22 protein-coding genes and 3 pseudogenes are annotated in these 23,221 nt (G+C 69.8%); 14 read left to right on the top strand and 11 right to left on the bottom strand.

The features are described from left to right. Window positions 1-116: 116 nt before the first annotated feature. A complete protein-coding gene (locus ACH4U7_RS23250) occupies window positions 117-1,034 on the bottom strand; it encodes a DUF1918 domain-containing protein (RefSeq protein ID WP_398529754.1) in 918 nt (305 codons plus the stop codon). On the opposite strand from ACH4U7_RS23250, the gene ACH4U7_RS23255 reads away from it, so the two are divergent. From ACH4U7_RS23255 to ACH4U7_RS23280, 6 genes and pseudogenes are all read left to right on the top strand, one after another. After that, window positions 945-1,220: a hypothetical protein gene (locus tag ACH4U7_RS23255; protein ID WP_398529831.1), complete on the top strand. Its 276-nt coding sequence runs from the start codon at window positions 945-947 to the stop codon at window positions 1,218-1,220. The two genes, ACH4U7_RS23250 and ACH4U7_RS23255, sit on opposite strands and share 90 nt — an antisense overlap. 60 nt (window positions 1,221-1,280) lie before the next feature. Beyond that, window positions 1,281-1,754 (top strand): Hsp20/alpha crystallin family protein, encoded by a 474-nt coding sequence (locus ACH4U7_RS23260; protein WP_398529755.1) that lies wholly within the window; start codon window positions 1,281-1,283, stop codon window positions 1,752-1,754. Window positions 1,755-2,173: 419 nt separating this feature from the next. Then, window positions 2,174-3,292 (top strand): 4Fe-4S dicluster domain-containing protein, encoded by a 1,119-nt coding sequence (locus ACH4U7_RS23265; RefSeq protein WP_398529756.1) that lies wholly within the window; start codon window positions 2,174-2,176, stop codon window positions 3,290-3,292. Next, a complete protein-coding gene (locus ACH4U7_RS23270) occupies window positions 3,289-3,744 on the top strand; it encodes a cyclic nucleotide-binding domain-containing protein (RefSeq protein WP_398529757.1) in 456 nt (151 codons plus the stop codon). Before ACH4U7_RS23265 ends, ACH4U7_RS23270 begins: the two co-directional genes overlap by 4 nt. Before the next feature lie 21 nt (window positions 3,745-3,765). After that, window positions 3,766-4,424 (top strand): annotated as a pseudogene (locus ACH4U7_RS23275) (FAD/NAD(P)-binding protein); the annotation flags it as partial. Between the two features lies 1 nt (window position 4,425). Then, window positions 4,426-4,536: pseudogene (locus ACH4U7_RS23280) on the top strand (oxidoreductase); the annotation flags it as partial. On the opposite strand, the pseudogene ACH4U7_RS23285 reads toward ACH4U7_RS23280, so the two are convergent. Then, window positions 4,537-4,614 (bottom strand): annotated as a pseudogene (locus ACH4U7_RS23285) (hypothetical protein); the annotation flags it as partial. A 92-nt stretch (window positions 4,615-4,706) separates the two neighbouring features. Here ACH4U7_RS23285 and hypD point away from each other — a divergent pair. Both hypD and hypE read left to right on the top strand, forming a co-directional pair. Further along, entirely contained in the window at window positions 4,707-5,831 is a 1,125-nt protein-coding gene (hypD, locus tag ACH4U7_RS23290; RefSeq protein WP_398529758.1) for a hydrogenase formation protein HypD, read from the top strand. A gap of 79 nt (window positions 5,832-5,910) precedes the next feature. Further along, window positions 5,911-6,900 carry a hydrogenase expression/formation protein HypE gene (hypE, locus tag ACH4U7_RS23295; RefSeq protein ID WP_398529825.1) on the top strand — a complete coding sequence of 330 codons (990 nt, stop codon included), beginning with the start codon at window positions 5,911-5,913 and terminating at the stop codon, window positions 6,898-6,900. Window positions 6,901-7,760: 860 nt separating this feature from the next. Here hypE and ACH4U7_RS23300 read toward each other — a convergent pair. Together ACH4U7_RS23300 and ACH4U7_RS23305 are read right to left on the bottom strand one after the other, a co-directional pair. Then, the gene (locus ACH4U7_RS23300; RefSeq protein WP_398529759.1) at window positions 7,761-8,684 is read right to left on the bottom strand and encodes a universal stress protein; all 924 of its coding nucleotides are present in this window, start codon (window positions 8,682-8,684) and stop codon (window positions 7,761-7,763) included. A 257-nt stretch (window positions 8,685-8,941) separates the two neighbouring features. After that, entirely contained in the window at window positions 8,942-10,426 is a 1,485-nt protein-coding gene (locus ACH4U7_RS23305; RefSeq protein WP_398529760.1) for an ATP-binding protein, read from the bottom strand. Between the two features lie 288 nt (window positions 10,427-10,714). Here ACH4U7_RS23305 and ACH4U7_RS23310 point away from each other — a divergent pair, with 288 nt between their 5' ends. Together ACH4U7_RS23310 and ACH4U7_RS23315 are read left to right on the top strand one after the other, a co-directional pair. Next, a complete protein-coding gene (locus ACH4U7_RS23310) occupies window positions 10,715-10,984 on the top strand; it encodes a hypothetical protein (RefSeq protein WP_398529761.1) in 270 nt (89 codons plus the stop codon). A 773-nt stretch (window positions 10,985-11,757) separates the two neighbouring features. Beyond that, window positions 11,758-12,399, top strand: a complete 642-nt coding sequence (locus tag ACH4U7_RS23315; protein ID WP_398529762.1) for a hypothetical protein — start codon at window positions 11,758-11,760, stop codon at window positions 12,397-12,399. Window positions 12,400-12,511: 112 nt separating this feature from the next. Here ACH4U7_RS23315 and ACH4U7_RS23320 read toward each other — a convergent pair whose 3' ends face one another. The 6 genes from ACH4U7_RS23320 to ACH4U7_RS23345 form a co-directional block, all read right to left on the bottom strand. Then, window positions 12,512-14,911 (bottom strand): glycoside hydrolase family 65 protein, encoded by a 2,400-nt coding sequence (locus ACH4U7_RS23320; protein ID WP_398529763.1) that lies wholly within the window; start codon window positions 14,909-14,911, stop codon window positions 12,512-12,514. A gap of 322 nt (window positions 14,912-15,233) precedes the next feature. Next, the gene (locus tag ACH4U7_RS23325; protein ID WP_398529764.1) at window positions 15,234-16,031 is read right to left on the bottom strand and encodes a DUF1918 domain-containing protein; all 798 of its coding nucleotides are present in this window, start codon (window positions 16,029-16,031) and stop codon (window positions 15,234-15,236) included. Then, window positions 15,994-16,815, bottom strand: coding sequence for a universal stress protein (locus ACH4U7_RS23330; RefSeq protein ID WP_398529765.1), 822 nt, complete (start codon window positions 16,813-16,815; stop codon window positions 15,994-15,996). Before ACH4U7_RS23330 ends, ACH4U7_RS23325 begins: the two co-directional genes overlap by 38 nt. 478 nt (window positions 16,816-17,293) lie before the next feature. Continuing rightward, on the bottom strand, window positions 17,294-18,352 hold the full coding sequence (locus ACH4U7_RS23335; RefSeq protein ID WP_398529766.1) for an NAD-dependent epimerase/dehydratase family protein: 1,059 nt from the start codon (window positions 18,350-18,352) through the stop codon (window positions 17,294-17,296). Between the two features lie 424 nt (window positions 18,353-18,776). Then, window positions 18,777-19,295, bottom strand: coding sequence for a hypothetical protein (locus ACH4U7_RS23340; protein WP_398529767.1), 519 nt, complete (start codon window positions 19,293-19,295; stop codon window positions 18,777-18,779). A 121-nt stretch (window positions 19,296-19,416) separates the two neighbouring features. Further along, window positions 19,417-19,851 carry a universal stress protein gene (locus ACH4U7_RS23345; RefSeq protein ID WP_398529768.1) on the bottom strand — a complete coding sequence of 145 codons (435 nt, stop codon included), beginning with the start codon at window positions 19,849-19,851 and terminating at the stop codon, window positions 19,417-19,419. A 455-nt stretch (window positions 19,852-20,306) separates the two neighbouring features. Between ACH4U7_RS23345 and ACH4U7_RS23350 the strand changes: the two genes are divergently transcribed. Beyond that, window positions 20,307-20,534, top strand: coding sequence for a DUF1918 domain-containing protein (locus ACH4U7_RS23350; RefSeq protein WP_398529769.1), 228 nt, complete (start codon window positions 20,307-20,309; stop codon window positions 20,532-20,534). Between the two features lie 635 nt (window positions 20,535-21,169). Continuing rightward, complete coding sequence (locus ACH4U7_RS23355) at window positions 21,170-21,370, top strand: Hsp20/alpha crystallin family protein (RefSeq protein ID WP_398529770.1); 201 nt, start codon at window positions 21,170-21,172, stop codon at window positions 21,368-21,370. Between the two features lie 20 nt (window positions 21,371-21,390). On the opposite strand, the gene ACH4U7_RS23360 is transcribed toward ACH4U7_RS23355, so the two are convergent. Next, window positions 21,391-21,534, bottom strand: coding sequence for a hypothetical protein (locus ACH4U7_RS23360; RefSeq protein WP_398529771.1), 144 nt, complete (start codon window positions 21,532-21,534; stop codon window positions 21,391-21,393). Between ACH4U7_RS23360 and ACH4U7_RS23365 the strand changes: the two genes are divergently transcribed. Continuing rightward, complete coding sequence (locus ACH4U7_RS23365; RefSeq protein WP_398529772.1) at window positions 21,533-21,793, top strand: hypothetical protein; 261 nt, start codon at window positions 21,533-21,535, stop codon at window positions 21,791-21,793. The genes ACH4U7_RS23360 and ACH4U7_RS23365 overlap by 2 nt on opposite strands. A gap of 182 nt (window positions 21,794-21,975) precedes the next feature. Then, window positions 21,976-23,028: a class I fructose-bisphosphate aldolase gene (locus ACH4U7_RS23370; RefSeq protein ID WP_398529773.1), complete on the top strand. Its 1,053-nt coding sequence runs from the start codon at window positions 21,976-21,978 to the stop codon at window positions 23,026-23,028. Window positions 23,029-23,221: the final 193 nt, after the last annotated feature.

Genomic DNA, 23,221 nt, shown 5'->3' on the forward strand with positions numbered 1-23,221 from the left:
TGCCGCCTTCCGTCCCGGCAGCTGAGCACCCCCCGTAAATACCGTCGCACCGCTCAGGGGCCGTCGCGACACACGGACTGGCTCTCACAGGCCATCAGTGGGCAGCCCGTGGCCACTCACCGGTCGGCCGGGCTGATGCGGCGGCCCGTGAGGCGAGCGAGCCGGATCGACACCCACATCTCGCGTTCGCCCCCCGGCCATGGTGTGGTGTGAGCGCGACCGGCCAGCCGCCGCACGGCGTCGGGCTCTGTGACAGCCCGCGCGGGGCCGACGACGAGCACGCTCCAGCCCTGGCTCATGGCCTCGTCCACATGGTCGACCTCGAAGGCGACGTCCGTCCCCACAGCCGCCGCGGGCACCGAGTCAGACGCGGTCCGGAAGGCGATCGCGTCTTCGACGACCTCGTAATTCACCGGGACGACCGCGGGGCCGTCGGGCGTCGACACCGCGACGCGTCCCACACCGTGCGTGGAGAGGCGAGCGCGGCACTCATCCGGGCTGAGGTCCCGCAACTGAGGGTGCAGGAGCGCCTGGCCCCGGCCGGGCGGCAGATCGATGCCGCCGCCGCGCAGCGCCGCGACGCTGGTCCCCAGCGCGGCGGCCAGCCTGATGAGACTCGCCAGGCTCGGGTCAGCCGGCCGCTCCTCGATGTACTCCAGGTAGTCGGGCGCCATTCTGGCACGGCGGGCGGCTTCCACCCGGGTGAGCCCCTGTCGTTTGCGTTCAATAGCCACACGTCGGCCGATGTCGCCGGGGTTGGCCTCCTCATCCAGCGGGATCGTTACGGACACGGCACCCGGCTCATCCGTGTCCCGCGCGGAAGGCTCCTGGGTCTTCCCGGGCCTGTCCTCGAGATGGCGGATGTGCGCGTCGGGCCCGGGGAACACCAGCGTCACCTCGTCCGTGTCAGACCAGCGCACGTCATAAGGAGGTGTTCCATCCGCATGATGAAGCCCGACAATTTCGCCGTCTCGCCTGGTAGTCCCGGTCTTCGGGCTTTCGATGACGAGTTGATCGCCGATGTGAGCTCGCATGATCGTCGCCTTTCCCCCACGATGTCGTCGTATCCAACGTGCCACGCTCGGCGCCCCGCCGCATGGGACGGCGAACCCGAATCAGTGGCCGACACCGTCATCGCCGGTCTTTGCCGGGTATGGGTGGTCAAGGCTTGCGATTTCGTGTTCCTGGTGCGGTGGTTCGGTATTCGATTCGCCTCGTGAGGTGGGGGCGCGCAGCATGGAAATGACCTGCATGCCGTCGTTTCGCGGAGGTGAACCGCGATGACTCTGCCCGTACACCACCGGCCCGGCCGACTCCTGGAACAGACGCTCCCCGCTCTGAGCTGGGGTGAGCCGATTACCGCCGAGTTCGGCGACCTCTTCGAGCGGATGAACCGCTTCCTGGAAGCCGCCAGTACCGCGCCCGCCCTCGGGGCTTTCTCGCCCATGGCCGATCTGCGGGAGACGGACGACGCTTACGTGGTTGAGGCGGAACTGCCCGGGATCAAGCGGGAGGACATCGACGTCGAGATCAGCGAGCGGGAACTGCGCATCTCCGGCGAGTACAAAGAACGCGAGCGTGAGGGAGTCCTTCGGCGCAGCACCCGGCGCACCGGACGCTGCGAGTACCGGGCACTGCTGCCGGCCGACGTCAAAGCCGACGAGATCAGGGCAACGCTGACCGACGGGGTGCTGACCGTCACCGTGCCCAAGGCCCAGGCGGCCAAACCGAGGCACATCGAGATCACGGACTGAGCCGCGTCACCGCAACGCGGTGGGGCGGGTGACATCACCCGCTCCACCGCGTTGCGGGACACCACATCGCAGCCGGCCGTCATGACTGGGAACGGTGAAGAGCCCAAGCAGCCACCTGTTCTCAGGCTGCGCCTGGGCACCGAGTTGAAGCGGATCGCCGAACGGCTCAGGTCGGCGGGCCCCGCCCAGGACGAGCGCCGCGATTTGGTCGGCTTCCCGCCCGGCCATCCCCGGATCTTGATCGGGGCTGCAAGCGAGGGTGCGCTGTGCGCATTCGGCCGATCACGGTCGTGTCGGGGCCGGATTCCCGGGCTCATGACGGAATGTGTACGCGTATGGAGTCAGGGCCGACCGATGACCGAGGTGAGCGGTGATGACTACGTCAGACTACGTCGCCGGTTTCCTCGGCCGAGGGAGCCGTGATCGGCAAGGACGGCTTGGCCGCTCTGGTCGATGTGCTGCGGGCGCGCGGATACGAGGTGATCGGCCCGACGGTACGGGATGGTGCCATCGTGCTGGACGAACTGGAGTCAGCGGATCAGCTGCCGTACGGATGGGGTGTGGAGCTCGAAGCCGGACGGTACCGGCTGCGGTCGCGGATGGACGGTGCGGCCTTCGCCAACGCGGCTGGTCCGCAGTCGTGGAAGACGTTTCTGCACCCTGCCCGGGTACGCCAGTGGAGGGCCGAGCGGGCAGCCGGTGAACTGGTCATCGAGGCGGACGACACCACGCCTGCCCGCTATGCCTTCCTCGGTGTCCGCTCCTGTGATCTGCGGGCCATCGCCGTCCAGGACCGGGTGCTCACGGCCGGCCCGCACTCCGACCCGGTCTACCGGGGCCGGCGGTCCGGGGCGTTTGTGGTGGCGGTCGAGTGCACCGAGCCCGGCGGCACATGCTTCTGCGTGTCGATGGGCACCGGGCCGGCGGCCGGCCCCGGGTACGACCTGGTGCTGACCGAGCTGGCCGATGCCGGAGGCCATAGGTTCTGGATCCGCGACGGCACACCGGAGGGTGCCGAGATCCTGGCGCAACTGCCCAGCGCCACGGCGTCGACGGCCATCCGTGAGGCCGCCGAGGCCGCCGTCGCGTCCGCCGCCGACCGGATGGGCCGCACGATGCCGGAGACCGACCTTCAGCGGCTGATGGCGGAAACATTGGACGCGCCTCGCTGGGACGACGTCGCCTCCCGGTGCCTGACCTGTGGCAACTGCACGATGGTGTGCCCCACGTGCTTCTGCACCACCACCGAGGACATCACCGATCTGACCGGGGACCACGCCGAGCGCTGGCGGGTCTGGGACAACTGCTTCGACCTGGACTTCTCGTACTTGCCCGGCGGGCCGGTACGCACCTCCTCGCGCAGCCGCTACCGGCAGTGGCTCACCCACAAACTCGGCACCTGGTACGACCAATTCGGATCGTCGGGGTGCGTCGGCTGCGGCCGTTGCATCGTCTGGTGTCCGGTCGCCATCGACATCACCGAGGAGGCCGCGGCCCTGCACGACTGGACCATGCGCACGGAGGACGAGTCGTCATGACCACGTGGCCACTCTTGCTCGAGACCCTCCCGCGAGTCCAGCGAGAGCGGCTGTTCGCCCTCGCCGCCGAACGGGACTTCCCCGCGGGCTGCAGACTCTTCGACGAGGGAGGCATCGCCGACCGCTTCTGGCTGATCCGCTCGGGTGAGGTCGCCCTCGACGTGTACGTCCCCGGCCGTCAGGCACAGGTGGTGGAGACCCTGGGGCCACGGCAGCAGCTCGGATGGTCGTGGATCTTCCCGCCGTACCGCTGGCACCTGGGCGCCCGGGCCGTGGGGCCGGTGCGGACCTGGGAATTCCGCGCGGCCGAGGTGCGCGAGCTGTGCGCGGACGATCCGGCGTTCGGCTACGAGCTGATGCTGCGCTGCGCCGCGTTGATCGCCGACCGGCTGCAGGCCACCCGGCTCCGGCTGCTCGACCTGTACGCGCCGTACGGAAGCGGCCGTTCATGACCACCGTGCCTGTGCCGTACGCCGATCTCGGTCAGCGCGATCCGCGGCCGCCACCGACTGGTGCACACCGTGCGCGCGATCGGCGCGGTCACCGGCGCGCTGCGCCGCCTCGGACCGGGTGACACATTGGGCCTGCGCGGCCCCTACGGCATCGGCTGGGACCTCGACCGGGCGGCCGGGTCCGACGTCCTGGTGGTCGCCGGGGGCATCGGGCTCGCCCCGCTGCGACCGGTGGTGCACCATGTGCTCAACCACCCCGCGCGCTACGGCCGCCTTCATGTGCTGATCGGGGCACGCCCCCCCAGGACCTCCTGTACCGGGAGGAACTGGAACAGTGGCGGCGTGCCTCGGCGCGGGTGGAGGTGACGGTGGACCGGCCCGGCCCGGGCTGGCGGGGCGACGTAGGCACGGTCACCACCCTGTTGGCCCGCGCCGAACCGGGCCCGGACCGGACCACCGCGCTGGTCTGCGGACCCTAGGTGATGATCCGGCACACGGCCCTGGCGTTGCTCACTCGTGGCCTGCCACCGCATCGCGTCCAGGTCTCGCTGGAGCGGAACATGCGCTGCGGCACCGGCCACTGCGGCCACTGCCAGCTCGGACCGCTGCTGCTGTGCCGGGACGGCCCGGTGATCGGCTACGACCGTGCCCGGTCCGTGCTCGCCGTGAGGGAGCTGTGAGATGGAATCCGACACCCGCCCCGCCCTCGCGGTCTGGAAGTTCGCCTCCTGCGACGGCTGCCAGCTGACCCTGCTCGACTGCGAGGACGAACTGCTGCCACTCGCCGACCGGGAGCAGCACCTCGCCGCCCCAGATCGCGCCGTCGTCCCCGTAGCCGGTGCCGTCGAAGGCGATCCCGAGCACCGGCTCGTCCAGCGCATCGGCGCACTGGACGAGGAGTTCGGCGCTGCCTGGGCACGCGCGGAGGCCGAGGCGGGAAGGGCACCTGAGGAGGAGAACCGGTGAAGTACCTCGACGAGTTCCAGGATCCGGAGCTGGCCCGACGACTCCTGGACGACATCGCCCGGACGGTCACCCGGCCGTGGGCCATGATGGAGGTCTGCGGCGGCCAGACCCACTCGATCATCCGCTACGGCATCGACCAGTTGCTGCCCGAGAACATCGAGCTGATCCACGGACCGGGCTGTCCGGTCTGCGTCACTCCGCTGGAGGTGATCGACAAGGCACTGGAGATCGCCTCCCGCCCCGACGTGGTCTTCTGCTCGTTCGGCGACATGCTCCGGGTGCCGGGAAGCGACCGCGACCTGTTCCGGGTCAAGAGCGACGGCGGCGACGTCCGTGTCGTGTACTCACCGCTGGACGCGCTGCGGATCGCCCAGCAGACGTCGGACAAGCAGGTGGTGTTCTTCGGCGTCGGATTCGAGACCACCGCGCCCGCCAACGCCATGACGGTCCACCAGGCCAAACGCCTCGGCGTCCGGAACTTCAGCCTGCTGGTCTCGCACGTCCGGGTGCCACCTGCCATCGAAGCGATCATGCGATCCCCCGACTGCCGCGTACAAGCCTTCCTCGCCGCCGGACACGTATGCAGCGTGATGGGCACCGGCGAGTACCCCGGCCTCGCCGACACCTACAAGGTGCCCATCGTGGTCACCGGATTCGAACCGCTGGACATCCTGGAAGGCATCCGACGGGCGGTCCGTCAACTCGAACGAGGCCAACACCACGTCGAGAACGCCTACCCACGCGCCGTGCGCGCCCAGGGCAACCCGGTCGCCTTGAGCGTGCTGCGAGAGGTGTTCACCACCACCGATCGTGCCTGGCGCGGCATCGGTACCATCCCGGACAGCGGCTGGCGACTGTCGGACGCCTACCGCGACCACGACGCCGAGCACCGGTTCGACGTCACCGGCCCGGCCGTCGACGAGCCCGCCCTGTACCGCAGCGGCGAGGTGCTTCAGGGCCTGATCAAGCCGCATGAGTGCGCTGCCTTCGGTACCACCTGCACGCCCCGCACACCGCTCGGCGCCACCATGGTCTCCAGCGAGGGCGCCTGCGCCGCCTACTACCTGTACCGCCGCCTGGCCACGCCCCGCATGAAGGAGGAGACGACTTCAGTTGACTGACATCACCGATATCACCGACACCACCGGAGCCACCGGGTGGTCCTGTCCGGCCCCGCTGCGCGACCACCCGGTGGTGGTGATGGGCCACGGTGGCGGAGGAGCCCTCTCGGCGGAACTGACCCAGCACCTCTTCCTCCCGGCCTACGGAAGTCAGGCGCTGGGAGAACTCACCGACTCGGCCGCCCTCACCCTCGGCGGGGCCCGGCTGGCCTTCTCGACCGACTCGTATGTCGTCCGCCCGCTGTTCTTTCCCGGCGGCGGCATCGGGGATCTCGCCGTCAACGGCACCGTCAACGACCTCGCCATGAGCGGAGCCGTTCCCGCGTACCTGTCCTGCGCGTTCATCCTCGAGGAGGGGACGGAACTGGCCACCGTCGGCCGGGTCGCCCAGGCGATCGGCGCGGCCGCTCGAGCGGCAAGCGTCACCGTGGTCACCGGTGACACCAAAGTGGTCGACTCCGGCCACGGTGATGGTGTGTACATCACCACGGCCGGTGTCGGGCTGATCCACGATGGCGTGGACATCCGTCCGCAGCGTGCCCGGCCCGGCGACGTGGTGATCGTCAGCGGCCCGGTCGGCCGGCACGGCATCGCCATCCTCAGCGTCCGCGAAGGGCTGGCGTTCGGTACCGAGGTGGCCAGCGACACCGCGCCGCTGACCGGACTGGTCCAGGCGATGCTCGCCGTCACCCCCGAGATCCACGTTCTGCGCGACCCCACCCGAGGCGGTCTGGCTGCCGCCCTCAATGAGATCGCGGCGGCCTCGAACACCGGCGTCGTCCTGGACGAACGAGCGGTGCCCGTTCCGGAGGCGGTGGCTACCGCTTGCGCCCTTCTGGGCCTGGACCCGATGTACGTGGCCAATGAGGGCAGCCTGGTGGCCTTCGTACCCAGGCAACACGCGGACGCGGTATTGGAAGCGATGCACGCACACCCGCTGGGACGCGAGGCGGCGGTGATCGGCGAATGCGTGGCCGAACACCCCGAGACGATCGTGGCACGCACTGGCCTCGGCGGCACCCGGATCGTGGACCTGCCGCTCGGCGAGCAACTGCCCAGGATCTGTTGAAACGGCCCTACCCGGTTACGCCCGTGCCGTCCTGCTCCACCTGTGGCGGCAGCGTGCCACGCCCGGATCGGCAACGGCGCCGACAGCCCCGAGCACGCGCGTTGGTTGCGCGTTTCCTGACCATCGCCGCCGAGTCGGGCACACGGGCGGCGGCGCAGTTCGCGTTCGGTGAGGCCCGGGCGCGCACCGCCGGGGCGCAGGCCGTACGGACCTGCCACCGCGCTGTGGTCGAGGGACGCGCGTACCAGGTCTGCTGGACATGTCGGAGCGCGCCGATCCGGTGGTCGGAGCCCTCCGCCGCCCTGACCACTACAGCTCGGCCGAGTCAGCCACGCCGTACTGCACCACTGCGCATGTCCGGTCGCCCTTCGCACCGGAGCATCTGTGACGACGAGTGGCCTGACCTGGCCGGGTCAGGTGGCCCCGGTGAGGTGGTCGACCACCTCGTCCACGTCCTCCATGGACCGGATCGAGTCGAGCAATCGGGGAGCGAGTGCCATGTCGACCTTCCCCGCCAGGGTCATCGACGTCACTCACGGCGACCTCCCCGAGATTGCGGCCCGTCACCCCCTTGCAGCCAGTTTCGCACCGATCGGGCGGCACGCGCCGCCGGGTCAAGGGTGTCGTGGACGGGTCCACTCCGGCGCGACAGGGGCGCGGCGGAGCTGCTCACCACCGCGGAGCGGGACGAGGCCGAGGTGCGTTCCCGGGCCCGGGCGCGCTCGCCCTCCACTGGCCCATGGTCCTGACCACTTCCTTGAACGACGCATCGCGCCCGACAGCGACGACCGTGCGCGTCATCACGTCACTCACCTGGTGCGGAGTCTCGGACACGGGAACCTCCTCATTCCGCCTCTGCCTCACCGAACACTCGACGTACCGGCCACCCCGCCGCCTCGCTCCCTCATGTGCGGATGCGGGACGGTGAAGACCGGGCACCGCGCGTGGTGAAGGACACCCTGACTCACCGAACCCAGCAGCATCCCCGCGAACCCGCCATGCCCCCGCGTCCCTACCACCAGGCCGACCGCGTGGGCGGCCGCCTCGGTCAGTACCTCCACCGGGTGGCCCTTGACGACCTCGTGGTGTAGTTCCACCTCCGGGTGGGTCGCAGTACGGCCGGCGACCGTCTCGGAGAGCACACGGCGGCATTCCTGCAGCGCCGCGTGCTCGTCCAGGGCGCCCAGCAGCGGAGTGTGCCAGACATAGATCGCCCGCAGGTCGGCACCGTGCAAGGCGGCCTCTTCGAACGCGAAGTCGACCGCCGCGGCGGAGTGAGCGCTGCCGTCCACACCGACCACCATGTACAGCGGGCGTTGTGTGGTGTGTTCCGGTTCCGGCACCACGATGACCGGGCAGGGCGCATGGGCGATGACCGGCAACGCCACCGAGGCGGAAGTGAACAGTTCCTGCCTGGTGCTCAGGTGCCACGAGCCGAGCACGACCGCCGTGGCGTCCCCCGCCTGTTCGCGCAGGACCCACGCCGGGTCCCCCTCCGCCAGCAGCGTGGACACCTCCACCTCGGGACGCCGGGATTCGGCGAAGGTGACCGCTTCCCTGAGTACCTGGTCACCCGCCGCGTGCAGCGCCTGGTTCCACTCCTCCCAGGACGGCCGCACCTCCCTCGACCGGTATCCCCCGGTCGGAACGCCCTGGGCATGCACCAGCCGCAGCGGCAACCGGCGCCGGGCCGCCTCGTCCACGGCCCAGGCAAGCGCCATCCGCCTGGCGGGGTCGGGATCGACGCCCACCACGACCGGCCGACGCCCCTGCGGACTCGTCATCGCGGTCTCCCGAATTCACTCCTGCCCCGTCCATCTCCCACCATCCAGCCTGACCCCGTCTGCCGCCGCTCACCATCCGGCCGCAGGGCCACCGGGCTGTGCTCCATCGGCGCGGGACCGAGCCGCCGCCCAGCGTCCGGACCGGACCGCAGACTGTCGACCTCAGGTCCCGCTCCGTCGGGGCCGTCGCGGGGGCGCACCGGAATTGCGTAGCAGGTCCGCCTCCGACACCACGCTGATCGGTCGGCCTTCGCCGTTCAGCGTCGGCCCGGAACTGTCACGCTGTCGGCCTGTCGGCCTCGGTACAGCCGGTGGAGGTCGACGAGCACCACATCTCCGTCGGCTTCGGCCGCGCGCAGCGCGGGAGTGAAGCCGAGGGCGCTGTAGCAGGCGGGCCGGGTGTGGGTGACGTCCTCGCCGCGGGCGGCGAGCAGTGCGAGGAGGTGACGGAGTTGTTCCAGGTGGTGCAGGTCCATGACCTCGTCCCACCGCGCCACTCCCACCGACAGCAGGGCCCTGGAACGGCTGCCGACCCCGCCGCGTACGACCACTTCGGCCTCCATGTCCGGGCCGGCACGGCGTGCCGGATCGGGGAGTGAGCCGTGGGCCACGGTCACAGGGCGCGCACCGAAGACGTCCGGGCCTGCGAAGTCCATGGCCCAGTCCCGGCAGATCTGGGCGAAATGGGGACCGGCCACGGCGGAGTCGAAGACGGGACGTATGTGCCGCCAGACTTCGACGGCGTCCCGTTGCTCCAGCGCCGAGCGGCAGGGCCAGACGGTCGCGTGTTCGAAGGCCAGCAGCGGCTCCGCGATCCGCAGCCGGATCAGGTTCGGCCGGAAGGCGTCGTGGTCGCTGTACAGCAGACCGTTTTCCCGCAGGAGCGTCAGACAGCGTGAGGCGTCGGTCAGCGGAGTGCCGAGGCATTCTGCGATCTTGCCCTGTGTCGCGCAGCCCGAGGCGATGGCGGCGAGCGCGGAGTGGCACAGCGCGCGGTCCCAGTGGTCGGTCTCCTCCTGCAGCAGGTGATGTGCCTCCAGGAACAGCGGCGTCCGGGGGTTGAGGACGGTCCTGCACACCCAGGCGTCGAAGTTGTCCGGCCCGCTCAGTGCGTGGTCTCCGGCATAGCGTCGGTATGCGGGGGTTCCGCCCACGACGGCGTGGACCAGCAGAGCGAGGGCGGGGTCGTCGATGCCCCAGAACCGTGCGGCCTGACGGAAGTCCAGCGGACGAAGGGTGAGCTCCAGATCGGCCAGCCCGTGCAGCGGTGAGGCCGCGCTGAACAGCCGGCGCATCACCGGCAGGGTACTGCCGCTCAGCAGCAGGCGAGCACGGTTGTCCCGTCCCGTGGTGCGCAGCCGCCGGTAGGCGCTGTGGATGAGGGAGGGCAGCGCGGGGCTCTGTCGTACGAGGTCGGGGAACTCGTCGACGACGACCAGCGCGGGCCGCCGGTCGCCCAGCGCGAGCAGGGCGTCGACGGCGTCCTCCCAGCCGCGCCAGTGGTTCGGCGGCGATACGCCCGTGAACTGGGCGAACTCGTCGCCGAGTCGGCGCAGCGACTCGGCCTGAGCCGCTGGCTGCACCCCGAAACAGAAGCCGTCCAGGGCTGCGGTGAGTGCCTTCAAAAGGTACGTCTTGCCCTGCCGCAGCCGTCCCGACACCACACCGAGACCGGCTCCGGGCCGGGTGTCACAGGCGAACGTGACAAGCGCCTCCCACTCGGCGTCGCGGTCGAAAACCACCTCCGGCTTCGCGGGACGTGAAACGTCAGACGGCGACACGGCTGCTCCCATCTCTCGGCAGCGCTCCTGCCACCAGTACAACGTCAAACGCCGGACGTCGCGACACGCGCGGCCACGCATGGCCAGACAGGCCCGTCCGGGCCAGGCACGCGGGCGCCGCGGTCCCCTGCTGCCCCTTCGCCCTCCTGCGATCGCAGCCCATCGGTCCGTGGCCATGGCCTGGCGGCACGCGTGCCATGCGCCGCGCTCCGCACCCCCTGAGCAGTCCGCGGCGGTGCCCTGTCCGGCGTGCAAAGGCACGCCTGTGCCTGTCTGGACACCTCGCGTGACGTCCACGACCCGGTGCAGCGATCAGGCTGCGGCGCCGACGTCTGCGCGAGGATCGCCTTGATCCGCGCACTGGTCCGCACCGGTGCGAAGCTGGTGGTCGTGGAGCAGGAGAAACGGCCTCTGGAGGACGAGGTGGGGGTGCTCCTGCGGTACACCGACCCAGGGTGCCGCAGTGACCCGTCGCCCGGCCGGGGCTGTGGCTGCGGGTCCCACGCGGTGCTGGGATGAGCTGGTGGCTGTGTCTGACGGGCCGGTGGTGAGGATTGCGGCGGGATACGGTCGGGGTGACGCTAGGACTGTGGCCCAACGTGCACCTGTGGTCGTGCATCCGCCGGGGCCGGATGGCGGGAGGCGGGTGACGATTCGCGGTGAGCTGGTAGGTACGGCCTATCACTTGCTCGATGTTGTGGAGTTTCTGCGTCGTAGTGGCCTGCCGGAAGTGGACACGGGGATCGATGATCCGGATCTGATCGAGTGGCGTGGCGGCGGGTCCGGAATGTGGTGCGAGGAGCCGTAGGAGTGTTGTCCATACCGGCCATACCTGCGATCGGCGCACGGAGAGGCCGGTTTCCGGTCCGGAGTCGGAGCACTTGCGGGTCAGCCCGCCTCGTCGGTCTTGTCCCAGGTCACAGCATCGGCTCCAGCTCATGGGCTTGGCTTTGTACGCGGCCTCGGCCGAGACGGCCACACCGCAGAACACGAGAGGTGAGGAGTGGGGTTCTCTGCCAGGGTTGTGTGCGGAGGCCGCGGTTCGGATCAAGGTCACCGCCCAGGCCATCGGCCTCAGGAGGCTCCCGCCCCCACGTACGCCCTCGGGCAGGTTGGCCACCGCACAGCGACCACAGTCGGCCGGCCGACAGCCGCTGGCGGCAGTGGGAGCGCGCAGAGGCCGGAACCGCAGGCGGTGCGGCCTGTGCCGCCCGTCATCGGAAGGGGACGAGGGATGATGACCATCGGCATCGGCCTCAGGAGGTCGAACTCGGCGGCGACGGTGATTCAAGGTGAGCGGCGGCCAGGTCAAGACGGTCGACATCGACGACAAGGGCGCCATCAAGGGAACCGTCAAGAACGGCACGAAATTCACCACGGGGATACCCACCGCCCTGAACAACAGCCGCCTCGAACAGCAGCTTCAGTCCAAGCACGTGGCGATCACCGCGTCCCGGAGCAGCAGCGGCAGCCCTCTTGGGATACTGCTGGCACTGTTCTTGCCGCTGCTGTTCATCGCCGCCCTGTTCGTGTGGGCCCGCCGCCAGGCAACCCGGACGCTGAGCGGGGGGTTCGGCGCCATCGGACGGTCCCGCGCCAAGATCATCGAGACCGAGCGCCCAACCACTCGCTTCGAGGACATCGCCGGTGTCGCGGGTACCGTGATGATCGACGGCGTGACGCGCCGAAGACGCCGCTCGCTGACACGGCCCGACAAGCGGGCCCCGCCGGGCACCCGACAGGTCGGGGCCGAGGCAACCTGGGACCCGGCCGCAATCATGGACAGCGACCGCGGAAGCGCATACGCCTCCGATGAATTCCGCCACGGAACGAGGGGGTTGGTTCTTCGCCAGAGCACTGGCCGGCCCCGATCTCCAAGGTGCCACCGCGAGGGCCGAGGACCGCGAAGCGGTCATGTGCGAGCACCCGCATGAGCGGTGCCGAGGCCGCGGACCTCGTCAACCCGGCAACGAATGCCGGCAGGGAAGCCCTGGAAGCCCTTCGTCCCCGAGTGGGCGTCATGTCTGCTCCGATCCGCCGGGAGAATCAGTTTGTCGGCAGCACGAGCGCGCAGGTCTCTCCTTGAGCGACCGTGACGGCCCGGTCGGGAAGGACCACGCGGATCGGTGACTCCTCCGAGTCGGGCACTCGGATGCACAGTTCTCCACTGCGCAGCCGTGCGCTGACCCCCCAATGACCGCGATAGCGTAGCGAGAACCCGTACTCGGACAGCTCCGGCAGCGGGACCGGGTCCAGCCACAAGGCGTCCTGGCGGGTTTCCAGACCGGTCAGGCCGCGCTGTACCAGGTCGAGGGTGCCGGCCATGGCGCCGAGGTGGATGCCTTCGCCCGTCGTGCCGCCCTGTAGGTCGGCGATGTCCCCTTCCAGCGCTTCCTGGCAGTACCGCCATGCCTCGGCCCTCCGGGCCCGTGCGAGGACCCAGCCGTGGACGAGACCGCTGAGGGTGGAGCCGTGGCTGGTGCGCCGAAGGTAGTAGTCGACGGTTCTGCGCCAGATCTCGTCGTCCAGGAGGTATCCCAGGCGGCGGAACAGGCCGTGCAGCTCGGCGGGTGAGAAGAGGTAACCGAGCATGAGGACGTCGGCTTGTTTGGAGGCCTGGTAGCGGTTGACCATGTCGCCCTCGGCCTCCAGGATCCGGTCCAGCCGTCTCATGTCGCCGTACCGGGCTCGGTAGGCGTCCCAGTCCAGTTCGGCGAGATCGCCGTATCCCTCGAACTGGCTGATGACACCCTGGTGGTAGGGCACCCGCAACCGTCGCGAGACCTCTTCCCACCTGGGCAGTTCGTCGTCGTCCAGTTCGACGCGCTCCAGCAGCTCCTGACGACGCCAGGCGGGCAGGCGCTTCAGCAGGTCCAGGGTCCTTGTGAGGACCCAGGCAGCGGTGACATTGGTGTACGCGTTGTCGTCCACGCCGGGCCGCGCGGCGTCCGGGTAGCCGTCGTGGTACTCATCGGGTCCGACGACACCGCGGATGCGGTAGCGGCCGGAGCCGGTGTCGAGGACCGAGATGTCCGCCCAGAACCGGGCTATCTGAACCAGCATCTCGGCGCCCTTGGTGTGCAGGAACTCGGTGTCGCCGGTGGCCTCCCAGTACTGCCACACGTTGTAGGCCACCGCCGAGCCGACATGGTGCTGGAGCCGGGAGTGATCCGGCAGCCAGCGTCCCGAGCGGGGGTTGAGGTGCCACTGCGGCGTCTCCTCGCGGCCGTCGCTGCCGCTCTGCCATGGGTACATCGCTCCCGCACGTCCCACTCCCGCGGCCGCTCGGCACGCCTGCGGCAGGCGTCGGTGGCGGTAGTTCAGCATGGCCCGGGAGACCTCCGGGAGGTGGAGGTTCAGATACGGCAGGATGAACAGCTCGTCCCAGAAGACATGCCCCCGGTACGCCTCGCCGTGCAGTCCCCGGGCCGGTACGCCCACATCCAGATCGGCGGTGTGCGGTGACAGCGTCTGCAGGACATGGAACAGATGCAGGCGCAGGACCCGGCCGGCCTGGCCCGGCACCTGGATGTCGGTGCGGCGCCACAGTCGTCCCCATGCGGCGCTGTGGGAAGCCAGCAGGGCCGGGAAGTCCGCAGCCGCGGTCACCCGGTCGACCGCGGCCGAGAGCGGGTTGCTGATCGCCGTGTCGTGTGAGGTGTGCAGTGCCACGCTCTTGTCCACAACGGCCGGCGTTCCGGCAGTGATCGGGATCACCAGACGGTGGACGGCACGGTAACGTCCGCGGTGCAGGCCGGAGGAAACCGGAGACCGCCCGGTGACGGCGGTCCGGGCCGCCAAGGCGATGCCGATGTCGGAGGTGCTGGTGCGGCAGTGCAGCGACACCGTGTCGGGCCCCTGGGTGCCGGTCCGGACATGGGTCAGGTGGCTGCGGTTGAGGGACCGGTAACGGTGCACGTTGCTGTTGATCGTGTCCCCGTCGATCGACGACTCGAGCTCTATCTCTCCCGACCAGTCCTCGGCCGTGAAGACGGTCCGCAGCGCGCCCAGATGCGGGTCCCCCATGTGCACCAGGCGGATCTGCTCCACACCCAGCACACCGGCCTCATCGTCCCTGTAGCGGAACGAGCGGGTGAGCGTGCCGCGGCGCAGATCCAGGGCGTGCCGGTAGTCCAGGAAGGCGCAGGTGTCCGGGGAGAGCCACGGGCCCCATGATCCGTGGGCGGAACGGCAACGGAACCGCAGGAGCAGCCAGTTGGGGAGGTTGACCAGGTCCTCGTTCACCACTTGTCGCCCGGCCACGGTCGACTCCAGGCGGTTGTAGCACCCGGCGGCGTAGGTTCCCGGGTAGTGCACCAGACCGGCCCTGCACTCGGGCACCGCGCCTCGCGTGGCGAAGTATCCGTTGCCGAGTGTGCACAGCGATTCACGCAACCGCTCCGCATCGGGGTCGTAGCCCTCGTACTCCCACGTCCACTCCGACATCCCCCGCCTTCACCCCCTCTCCCTCCGCGAGGTGCACAGGAGCGCGGCCCCTGTGCCGGAGCTGGGGCTCCTTGAGGAATTGACTGCGACCGGGCACGCGGAGTGATGCAGCAGGGCGTGGGGTCTCACGTTGCGCGTCGGTGAGGTGGGGCGAGGCCCGTTCCCCGCGCACACGGGCGGCGTCATCCGCGAGGAGGAGACACCCCTCGGACGGAGTCCGGGGCAGCCACCGGCTCATGGGCTGGGCTGCGCCAGGCCTGCCCAGCGACCTCGCCACGGCCGCGGGAGTTCGTGACTGGGGAAAGTGCCTCATGCCCCGCCCTCAGCAGCGCGGACACCGCATCGTCCGGCAGGACCGCCTCCCTCGCAGCGTTCCCGCAGGGACGCATGGACGAGGCGCGGCGGCAGCCTGCGGCGTGCTGCTCGGGCCATCGCCCGGTCCACCGCCTGCAGGCTGGAATCCGATCCGTCGACGCCCACGACCAGCGGGAATTCCATTTCGCCACCGCCTGCCTGTCCATCCGCCGAGAGGCCTTCTGTGACTACCGTCGCACCGCACCGGAACGGCCGCGACAGCAGACCGGCTCGCCGGCCCGAGGCTGCGACCGGGTTGCACTGCCCCGGTTTGCGGCGATGGTGGAGTCATAAGGCCGAGAGGAACAGACCCGCCGGTAGCCGTCGGCGGAAACGGACGCTGCTCGGCCGACGAGGTCCGGCGCCTTCCACGTGCTGAGGTGCCCGCGGCCGGAAAGCAACGGCATCCTCCACGTTCGAGGCCAGGTGAGGGGAAGACCTGACATGTGCAGTCCCAGGACTTACTTGACGTGGGAGTCACTGGACTCGGTTGGCGGTCGTAGGAGATCTTCAATGACCGCTCACATCGGCCGCACACGACACCGTCGCGCGTGCCGGTCGACGTCGAACTCGCCATATGCCAGCTGCGGCAGACCTGCCCGAAGTGGGGCCCGACGCGACGAACGTGCGCATCGGGCCCTGGGAACACGAGGGTCACCTCACCCGTGCCCGACCAGCGGATGCCATAGCGACGATCTCGCCGTCGCGACGCCGGAGGACCTGGCTCGTCATATCTGCGGAACGACCGCGATCGGACACGGCGCATGGTGCAGGACCGCGTGGTTGACCAGGCCCAGTTGCAGGCCGCTGCGCCCCCGTCGCCTGCGGGCTCCGACGACAAGCAGGTCGGCGCCGGCAGCCGCCTCCAGGAGCGCCTGACGCGCCACCCCCTCGACCACATGGCGGCTCACCTGGGTGTTCGGATAACGCTCGGCAGGGTCGCGCAGCGCGTCGTCGAGCACCTGATCCGGCGGGCGCCGATGGGCCTCACTGGCGTGCCGGGACAGGGGCGGAGGCTTGGAGCGCGCTCCGAACGGCGCGCTCCAGGCGTGCACCGCCACAAGCCGACAGCACCGCACGTGGGCCTCGCGGAACGCGAACTGCACCGCTGTGCCGCTGCCCTCCCCGTCCTCGATGCCGACGACGACGTTCCCGAACCGAGTGCCCCGGTACTCCGCTGTGCCGCGCACCACGACGATCGGGCAATCGGCGTGGGCGGCCACGGCCAGGCTGACCGACCCCAGGAGCAGCCCGGCGAGATCTCCGAGCCCTCTGGACCCGAGCACCAGAGCGAAGGCGTTGCGCCCCTTGCCCACCAGGGCGGACGCCGCGTCCTCATGCAGTACTTCGCTCGACAGCCGCGCTGTGGGAGCCACTTTCCTGGCCCGTTCCAAGGCAGCGGCGATCACGTCGGACGCGTCGTGCTCCGGCACCGCCGCATGCAGGAGGTGCAACGGCACCTTGTGCCGCACCGCTTCGTCGGCAGCCCAGTCCACGGCCTCCAAGCTCGCCTCGGACCCGTCGATGCCGATTACCAGAGGAATCGTCACGGCGCATGTCTCCTCTCGTGACGGACTCCACGTTCCCGAGCCCCGCCCGCCCCGCCCTACAAGGGTCCGCATGCGCGGCAGGAAGGTCTGGGGTGCTCCTCGGATCAGAAGGAGCCATGCCCAGCGTGCCGGCGCTGTGGACGGGAGGACTCGGCCACTGTCACTCCAGCTTCGTACGAGAAGGAGGCAGCCGCCAGGGAGCCAGTCGTGACCGCGGGCCTCGACACTCGCCCGAAAGCCTCACCACCGCCCGCTGGGTCGCCAGCGAAGCACTCGACGCTCGCATCCACCCGCTGTGCTCCGGCGAGCCCGTCGTAGCGGCAGATGGCGGCGGCGAGTCCGAGAAATTCCAGGTAGTTGTGGGAATGGCGCTCGTGCGGGGGCTGGGTCTGCATAGCCCGACAGCCACGAGACGGCCCGCTCGATCATCCATCTGCGGACGCCGAGCTGTTCGCCCGACTCGATGGCCGGGGCGGCTTCATGATCGGGCGCCGACCCTGACCTTGGCCTCACCGGCGCGTCCGTGAGGAGCCAGGGGTGGGGTGGGCATTCCCGCGTCTTCTCGGAGGCCGGCCAGCAACTCCCGCATCGCCTGCTGGACGGTGTACCGGGGCGTCCATTCCAGTTCCCGCCGTGCCCGCGACGTGTCCATGATCGGGAAGTGCATGAGGGCGTCGAACAGGGACGGGGGCGTACGCAGCAGATGCGTCCGCCATGCGGCGGAGACCGCGGCCCGAACCGGCCAGCCCGGCATCGGGAAGGTCCGTGCGCCGAACATCTCTGCCAGCATGGCCGCGTCCACAACCGGTTCAGCGGCCAGGTTGAACGCTCCGTGCACCGCGCGCACGGTGGCCTGCAGGAAAGCCTCGGCCGCGTCGCCGGTGTGCAGAGCCTGGTATCGCATGCCGGGGATGGCCGGGATCGCAGGCATGCGCTCCGGGCGGGGCACGCGCTTGGGCACCAGCGGACCGCGGAACAAGCGGTGCTGCTCGCACGCGGCTTCCCGCTTGAACATGAAGCCGGGCCGCATCCGCACCACCCGGATCTCGGGGTGCTGGGGTTCGAAGGCGTCCAGGATACGCTCGACGTAGGCCTTCTCCCGGCAGAGCGCCGCCTCCGGCCAGCCGTCGGTCGGCCACGATTCGTCCACGGCCCGGTCCTTGGGCCCAGGCGAGTAGGCTCCGACGAAGGACGCGTAGATCAGCACGGGAACACCCGCCGCGGCCGCGGCGTCGAAGACCCGGGTGCTGCCCTGCACGTTCGTCCGCCAGGTCGTCGCCGGGTGGTGCGTGGGCTGGAACAGCCATGCCAGGTGGACGACGGCGTCGGCGCCGGAGAAGTAACCGGCCAGGTCGGTGCCGTCGTCTGCGATGTCCACGCACGCCCATCGGGTCTTCGCCGGTGACCACCGCGGAAGGCGGCGGGCCAGCCCCAGGATCAAGTCGATCCGCTGGTCAGCGCCGAGCGCCTGGACAACGCTGGTGCCGACGTTTCCGGTGGCCCCGACGACCACCACCCGCATGCCAGGAGATGCCATGGATCCCGCCTGCCCTTCCGGCGCTGAAGTGCGTTGTGAGTACCCCCCGACACAGCCGTGAAACGACCGCATCGGCTCACCGCACACGCGAGTGCCGGATCAGGAAGGAGCTCCCCGCGGCCCGTCGGCCCGCCTGCCCCGCGCCCGTCCAAGCTGTGACGACACAGCCAACACTCTTGCCGGGTTGCGTGGCGTCGGCATGGCGTCCGCCGACCCGTCGGCCGGCCGGCAGGGGGACGGCCCGCGTGCCGCGGCGCGGCATGCACGATCATCCCCCGGCGCGGCCCGAGGGCACCGCCGGTCCCGTGCCGCGGGACGGGCACCCGAACCAGCAGCTGGATCATCGGGATCATCCGCCCGCGCGGGCCGTCGGCGTTCCCGGTTATTCACCGTCGCGTGCCGCCGGTCCGGCCTCGTCGTTCCGTCACCACTGATCTTTGCCCACCGGTACCCGCAAGGAGTAGGTGCGGCCCTCGACACCCCACTCCCCCGCCTCCGGCTTCGCCCCGGCCTCGATCGCACGCAGGGCGGGCCGCCCGATATGCGCGTGGACCAGCGGCCGGTTCCACCCCGCGGCCTCTGCGAACATCAGGTCGGCCCCCGCGGCCCACTCCGGGAACTCCCAGAACTCCGGCGCCCACACCACCAGCCCCTGGGCCTCGATACGGTAGCCGTAGGCGGGATGCGAGGTGTGCGCCACCGGACGGCACCGCACCCGCACAGCGCCGAGCTCCAGGTCCCCGGCCCGCGCCCGGACACCGTGCGCGGCCGCGAGCTTACGCAACCGGGACCGCAGCTCCGACTGCTCGTCGGTGACCAGCCAGGCGTCGAGCCGACCGGGCGGCGGCTCGGCCCCGGGCCCGCCGTCGAAGGCCGCACGGTGCCCGGCGTACCGCAGCAGCAGACCGGCGGGAGCGAACCGGGGCGAGTTCATCGCTCCCATACGCAACAACGTCAGCCGCAACGAACGGTTCACGAGCTACGCCCCCCGGCTTTCCCCCTCATGCCGATCCCAGGATTCAGCCCCCAGCCGTCCGTGCCGCCTACTCGCTGAGCGGGCTGGGTCAGTCGGCGGTACGGACGATGACGACCGGGCAGTGGGCGTGGGTGGCGACGCGCTGGCTGACCGAGCCGAGCAGCGTGCCGACAAAGCCGCCGTGTCCGTGAGAACCCACGACGACCATGGCCGCCCCCTCGGATGCCTTGATCAGGGCAGCGGCGGCATGGCCTTTGACGAGCCTGGTGTTCGTGCCAGGCGGGCGTTCCCGGGCGGGCAGGCGGTCCACGGCGGCATCGAGAACGGCCTTCGCGTGGCGTTCGAACTCCGCGTCGGGCGGAACGACCTGGCCCACCACTCCCTCCCACGCATGGATGACCTCCAGAGGGGCATTGTGGACACGGGCCTCCCGCGCCGCCCAGCGCAGTGCCGCGTCAGCAGAGAGGGAGCCGTCGGTTCCGACGACGATGGAGGTCTTTCCGTTGCTGGGAAGCGTGGTCATGACGTCCTCCGACGCAGTAGATGGGACGATGTTGCCCGACAACGGGGAACAGCAGCACGGCGCAGCGCAGCCTTCGCCCCTTCCGGCGATGTGCCGCGTGCAGGGCCGGCACGAGCAACATTCGAGACCGGGCAGTCATCGCGCGCAACTTGGACCAGATCGGTGACCTTCTCCAGAGCACCGGACTCCTCGAACAGGTGGGTCGTGCCGGGGACGACCGTCAGTCGGTTCTCAGGCGCAACCGGACCGGTCACGGCAACGGCGGACATGGACGCCAAGCAGGTGGACGAGCCACTACCGAAGGACGAACCCGAGGAGGCATCACACGGGCGGAAGGCAGGCCGGCGCCGATGCGATCCGCCGGGAAGTGAGCCACGGTGGATCTGTGCAAGGTACTCGTCGGAGCGCCGAGCAACGTCAGAAGCAGGCAGGGAAGCAGCCAGGAGTGGACAAGGATGCAAGCGCAGGTAGGCGACGTGTTGCGGTTCACCGGCAGAACCGTGGGAACCCCGGAACACCATGCCACCGTTGTGGAAGTACTCGGCCGGAACGGGGAACCGCCCTACCGGGTGCGCTACGACGACGGCCACGAGACGGAGATCTATCCCGGTCCCGGATGCGTGATCGAGCCCCGTCCGGCACGCGGTACCCCGCCCGGGCACCCGAGCCTGGAGGAGCGGTGACCGACCACCCCCGAGCCGGGAAGAGGGCTGAGGAGTCCGCGTGCGGTGCGAGACTCCCGTTGCACCGGGTGGAGCACGATGCCGTCGCAGCTGGGGCGGAAAGCAGTAGGGGGCGCGGGAGCGGGCGGCATGCCCCGAGCGGATGGCTGTTGCCGCCCAGGACCGGGCGGCGACGCGTCGACACCCTGCGGGTGCGTCGCCTGTTCGGCTGATGCCGACGGCGCGGTGGACGTACATACTGGCTACCGCGGAAAGGGCAGACGTGGCGGCCTACGGTCCGTCAGCCCCACCGGGGCCGCGCCCGGTCGGCACAGCCGCAGACGGTGACGGCCGGCGTCGAGAACGTACCGCCCCTCCCTCCATGGCACAACGTGCGGCCACCGGGCGAGCCGACGTCGTCCGTGACACGCGGTACCGACGGAGCGGCAACACCTCCCCCACGTCCAGACACCGGGGGTGGTGGTTCGGGCTCGGGCGCCACCGAATCCCTGGCCGCCGCCCCAGTGCCGGCAAGAGGCGCCTACAGGATGCCTGGGCCGGCCTCGTGCCCCGGTGGACCGGGAGGCTCTTCCAGCACGCTCCAGGCGATGGGACCGCCGAGTAGATCGGCCATCCGGCGGAAGACGTCCATAAGCATGTCGTCGACGGTCAGGACCCCAACGACCTGCCGTTCGTCAAGGACAGGCAGGCGGCGCACGCCGCAGTACCACGCCCTCCTTCCCACCGACGTCAAGGCCGGCGAAGTCGGTGCAACCCTCAGCGACGGCGTGCTGACCGTCACGGTGCCCAAGGCGCAGGCCGCCAAGCCCCAGCACGTCGAAATCACCGGATCCTGACGGTCCTGGTCCGGCGTGTCTCACGCCGCCATCGCGGCGGCCGTTCCACCGGCGCAGGTCGCCACCACGCCGGGCACATACCGGTACGCGTGCTCCGCCGCCGTCAGCGTGGGAACGCGGTCGTTCTCGTCCGGGGCGTAGACGGCGTACTCGGGAGTGACCATGAGACTTTCGTTTCTCGAGCCCCTGTACAAGCAGCCCGGTCCCTTCGCGTCGGTGTATCTGGACACGTCTCGCGACAGTGCCATCGAGGATCCCGACGCGGCCATAGAACTGCGCTGGCGCCACCTGCGCGACGCCCTGCTGTCAGAGGAGCGGCTCGACCAGGTCCTCACCGACACCGGGACACTCAACACCCGGATCAAGGACATCCTCGACCGCCTCACGCAGCAGTGGGCGTGTATGTGCTGCTGGTGGAGTTGAAGGACATCGAGCTCCCGGCCGCCAGACCATGCAACGGGCCGCGTCCCGCCAGGCCGAGGCCGAGCGCTCGGGCCGCGGGGACAGAGCTTCCGGAACGACCCGTACGGACTGGCATGAGCCAGATGGCTGCGGGAGCCTGGCCGTAAGCCCCCGGCATTTCGAGTGAGCGGAGAGGCGGGACGATGACCGATATCCAAGGCTTGCTGGGTGACGAGGCCGATGAACTGCTGGCCTACACCACCCGGCGGATTCCCAAGGAAGACCTGGTACTACCAGGTCATGACTTCGTCGACCGGACCGTGGCCGGGACCGACCGATCACCCCGAGTGCTGCGCAACCTGCAGTCCCTCTTCGACCACGGCCGTCTGGCCGGAACGGGGTACGTGTCCATCCTTCCGGTTGACCAGGGCATCGAGCACTCCGCAGCGTCGGCGTTCGCCGCGAACCCCCGCTACCTCGACCCCAGGAACATCATCGAGCTCGCCACCGAGGGTGGCTGCAACGCGGTCGCCAGCACGCTCGGTGTACTCGGATCCGTGTCACGACGCTACGCGCACAAGATCCCCTTCATCGTGAAGCTCAACCACAACGAGCTGCTGACCTACCCGAACCGGTACGACCAGATCATGTTCGGGAACGTCGAGCAGTGCTTCGACCTGGGGGCGGTCGGGGTCGGCGCCACGGTCTACTTCGGCTCGGAACAGTCGGACCGTCAGTTGCAGGAAGTCAGCGACGCCTTCGCACACGCCCACGAACTGGGCATGTTCACCGTACTGTGGTGCTACCTGCGCAACTCGGCCTTCAAGAAGGACGGCTTGGACTACTCGGTGTCGGCCGATCTCACCGGTCAGGCCAACCACCTCGGAGCGACCATCGAGGCCGATATCGTCAAGCAGAAGCAGCCGGAGAACAACGGCGGCTACCGTGCGCTGGACTTCGGCAGGACCGACAAGCTCCTGTACGACAGGCTCACCACCGATCACCCGATCGACCTCACCCGCTGGCAGGTGGCCAACTGCTACATGGGCCGGGTCGGACTGATCAACAGCGGCGGCGCATCAGCTGGCCAGGGCGACCTCGCGCAGGCCGTACGGACCGCGGTGATCAACAAGCGGGCCGGCGGCACCGGCCTCATCACCGGCCGGAAGGCCTTCCAGCGGCCCACCACCGAGGGCATCGAGGTCCTCCACGCCGTCCAGGACGTCTACCTCGACGACGACATCACCGTGGCCTGACGACGACACGGCCCGACACCTTCGACGTCGGGGCTCAGCGCGCCGAGCCTGCGGACGACCGCCGACGCGGTCTTCGAATCGGAGAGTGTCAAGGTGCCGCCACATAGCGCAGGCCCTCCACCGGGAGGAGCGCGCCTGTCGCAGTGCCGGCGTGCCCTGATGATGTGCTGACGGGGACAGTGATTCTGGCTGG

The sequence above is a fragment of the Streptomyces sp. NPDC020845 genome (assembly GCF_044334165.1).
GTDB lineage: Bacteria > Actinomycetota > Actinomycetes > Streptomycetales > Streptomycetaceae > Streptomyces.

Excerpts from the sequence above, each read along its gene's own strand:
- ACH4U7_RS23340 (WP_398529767.1), bottom strand. The coding sequence starts at position 19,295 with ATGGGAGCGATGAACTCGCCCCGGTTCGCTCCCGCCGGTCTGCTGCTG.
- ACH4U7_RS23335 (WP_398529766.1), bottom strand. The coding sequence starts at position 18,352 with ATGGCATCTCCTGGCATGCGGGTGGTGGTCGTCGGGGCCACCGGAAAC.
- ACH4U7_RS23365 (WP_398529772.1), top strand. The coding sequence starts at position 21,533 with ATGAGACTTTCGTTTCTCGAGCCCCTGTACAAGCAGCCCGGTCCCTTC.
- ACH4U7_RS23250 (WP_398529754.1), bottom strand. The coding sequence starts at position 1,034 with ATGCGAGCTCACATCGGCGATCAACTCGTCATCGAAAGCCCGAAGACC.
- ACH4U7_RS23270 (WP_398529757.1), top strand. The coding sequence starts at position 3,289 with ATGACCACGTGGCCACTCTTGCTCGAGACCCTCCCGCGAGTCCAGCGA.
- ACH4U7_RS23255 (WP_398529831.1), top strand. The coding sequence starts at position 945 with ATGATGAAGCCCGACAATTTCGCCGTCTCGCCTGGTAGTCCCGGTCTT.
- ACH4U7_RS23350 (WP_398529769.1), top strand. The coding sequence starts at position 20,307 with ATGCAAGCGCAGGTAGGCGACGTGTTGCGGTTCACCGGCAGAACCGTG.
- ACH4U7_RS23360 (WP_398529771.1), bottom strand. The coding sequence starts at position 21,534 with ATGGTCACTCCCGAGTACGCCGTCTACGCCCCGGACGAGAACGACCGC.
- ACH4U7_RS23260 (WP_398529755.1), top strand. The coding sequence starts at position 1,281 with ATGACTCTGCCCGTACACCACCGGCCCGGCCGACTCCTGGAACAGACG.
- ACH4U7_RS23300 (WP_398529759.1), bottom strand. The coding sequence starts at position 8,684 with ATGACGAGTCCGCAGGGGCGTCGGCCGGTCGTGGTGGGCGTCGATCCC.
- ACH4U7_RS23345 (WP_398529768.1), bottom strand. The coding sequence starts at position 19,851 with ATGACCACGCTTCCCAGCAACGGAAAGACCTCCATCGTCGTCGGAACC.
- ACH4U7_RS23325 (WP_398529764.1), bottom strand. The coding sequence starts at position 16,031 with ATGCGCCGTGTCCGATCGCGGTCGTTCCGCAGATATGACGAGCCAGGT.
- hypE (WP_398529825.1), top strand. The coding sequence starts at position 5,911 with ATGGGCCACGGTGGCGGAGGAGCCCTCTCGGCGGAACTGACCCAGCAC.
- ACH4U7_RS23355 (WP_398529770.1), top strand. The coding sequence starts at position 21,170 with ATGTCGTCGACGGTCAGGACCCCAACGACCTGCCGTTCGTCAAGGACA.
- ACH4U7_RS23370 (WP_398529773.1), top strand. The coding sequence starts at position 21,976 with ATGACCGATATCCAAGGCTTGCTGGGTGACGAGGCCGATGAACTGCTG.
- ACH4U7_RS23320 (WP_398529763.1), bottom strand. The coding sequence starts at position 14,911 with ATGTCGGAGTGGACGTGGGAGTACGAGGGCTACGACCCCGATGCGGAG.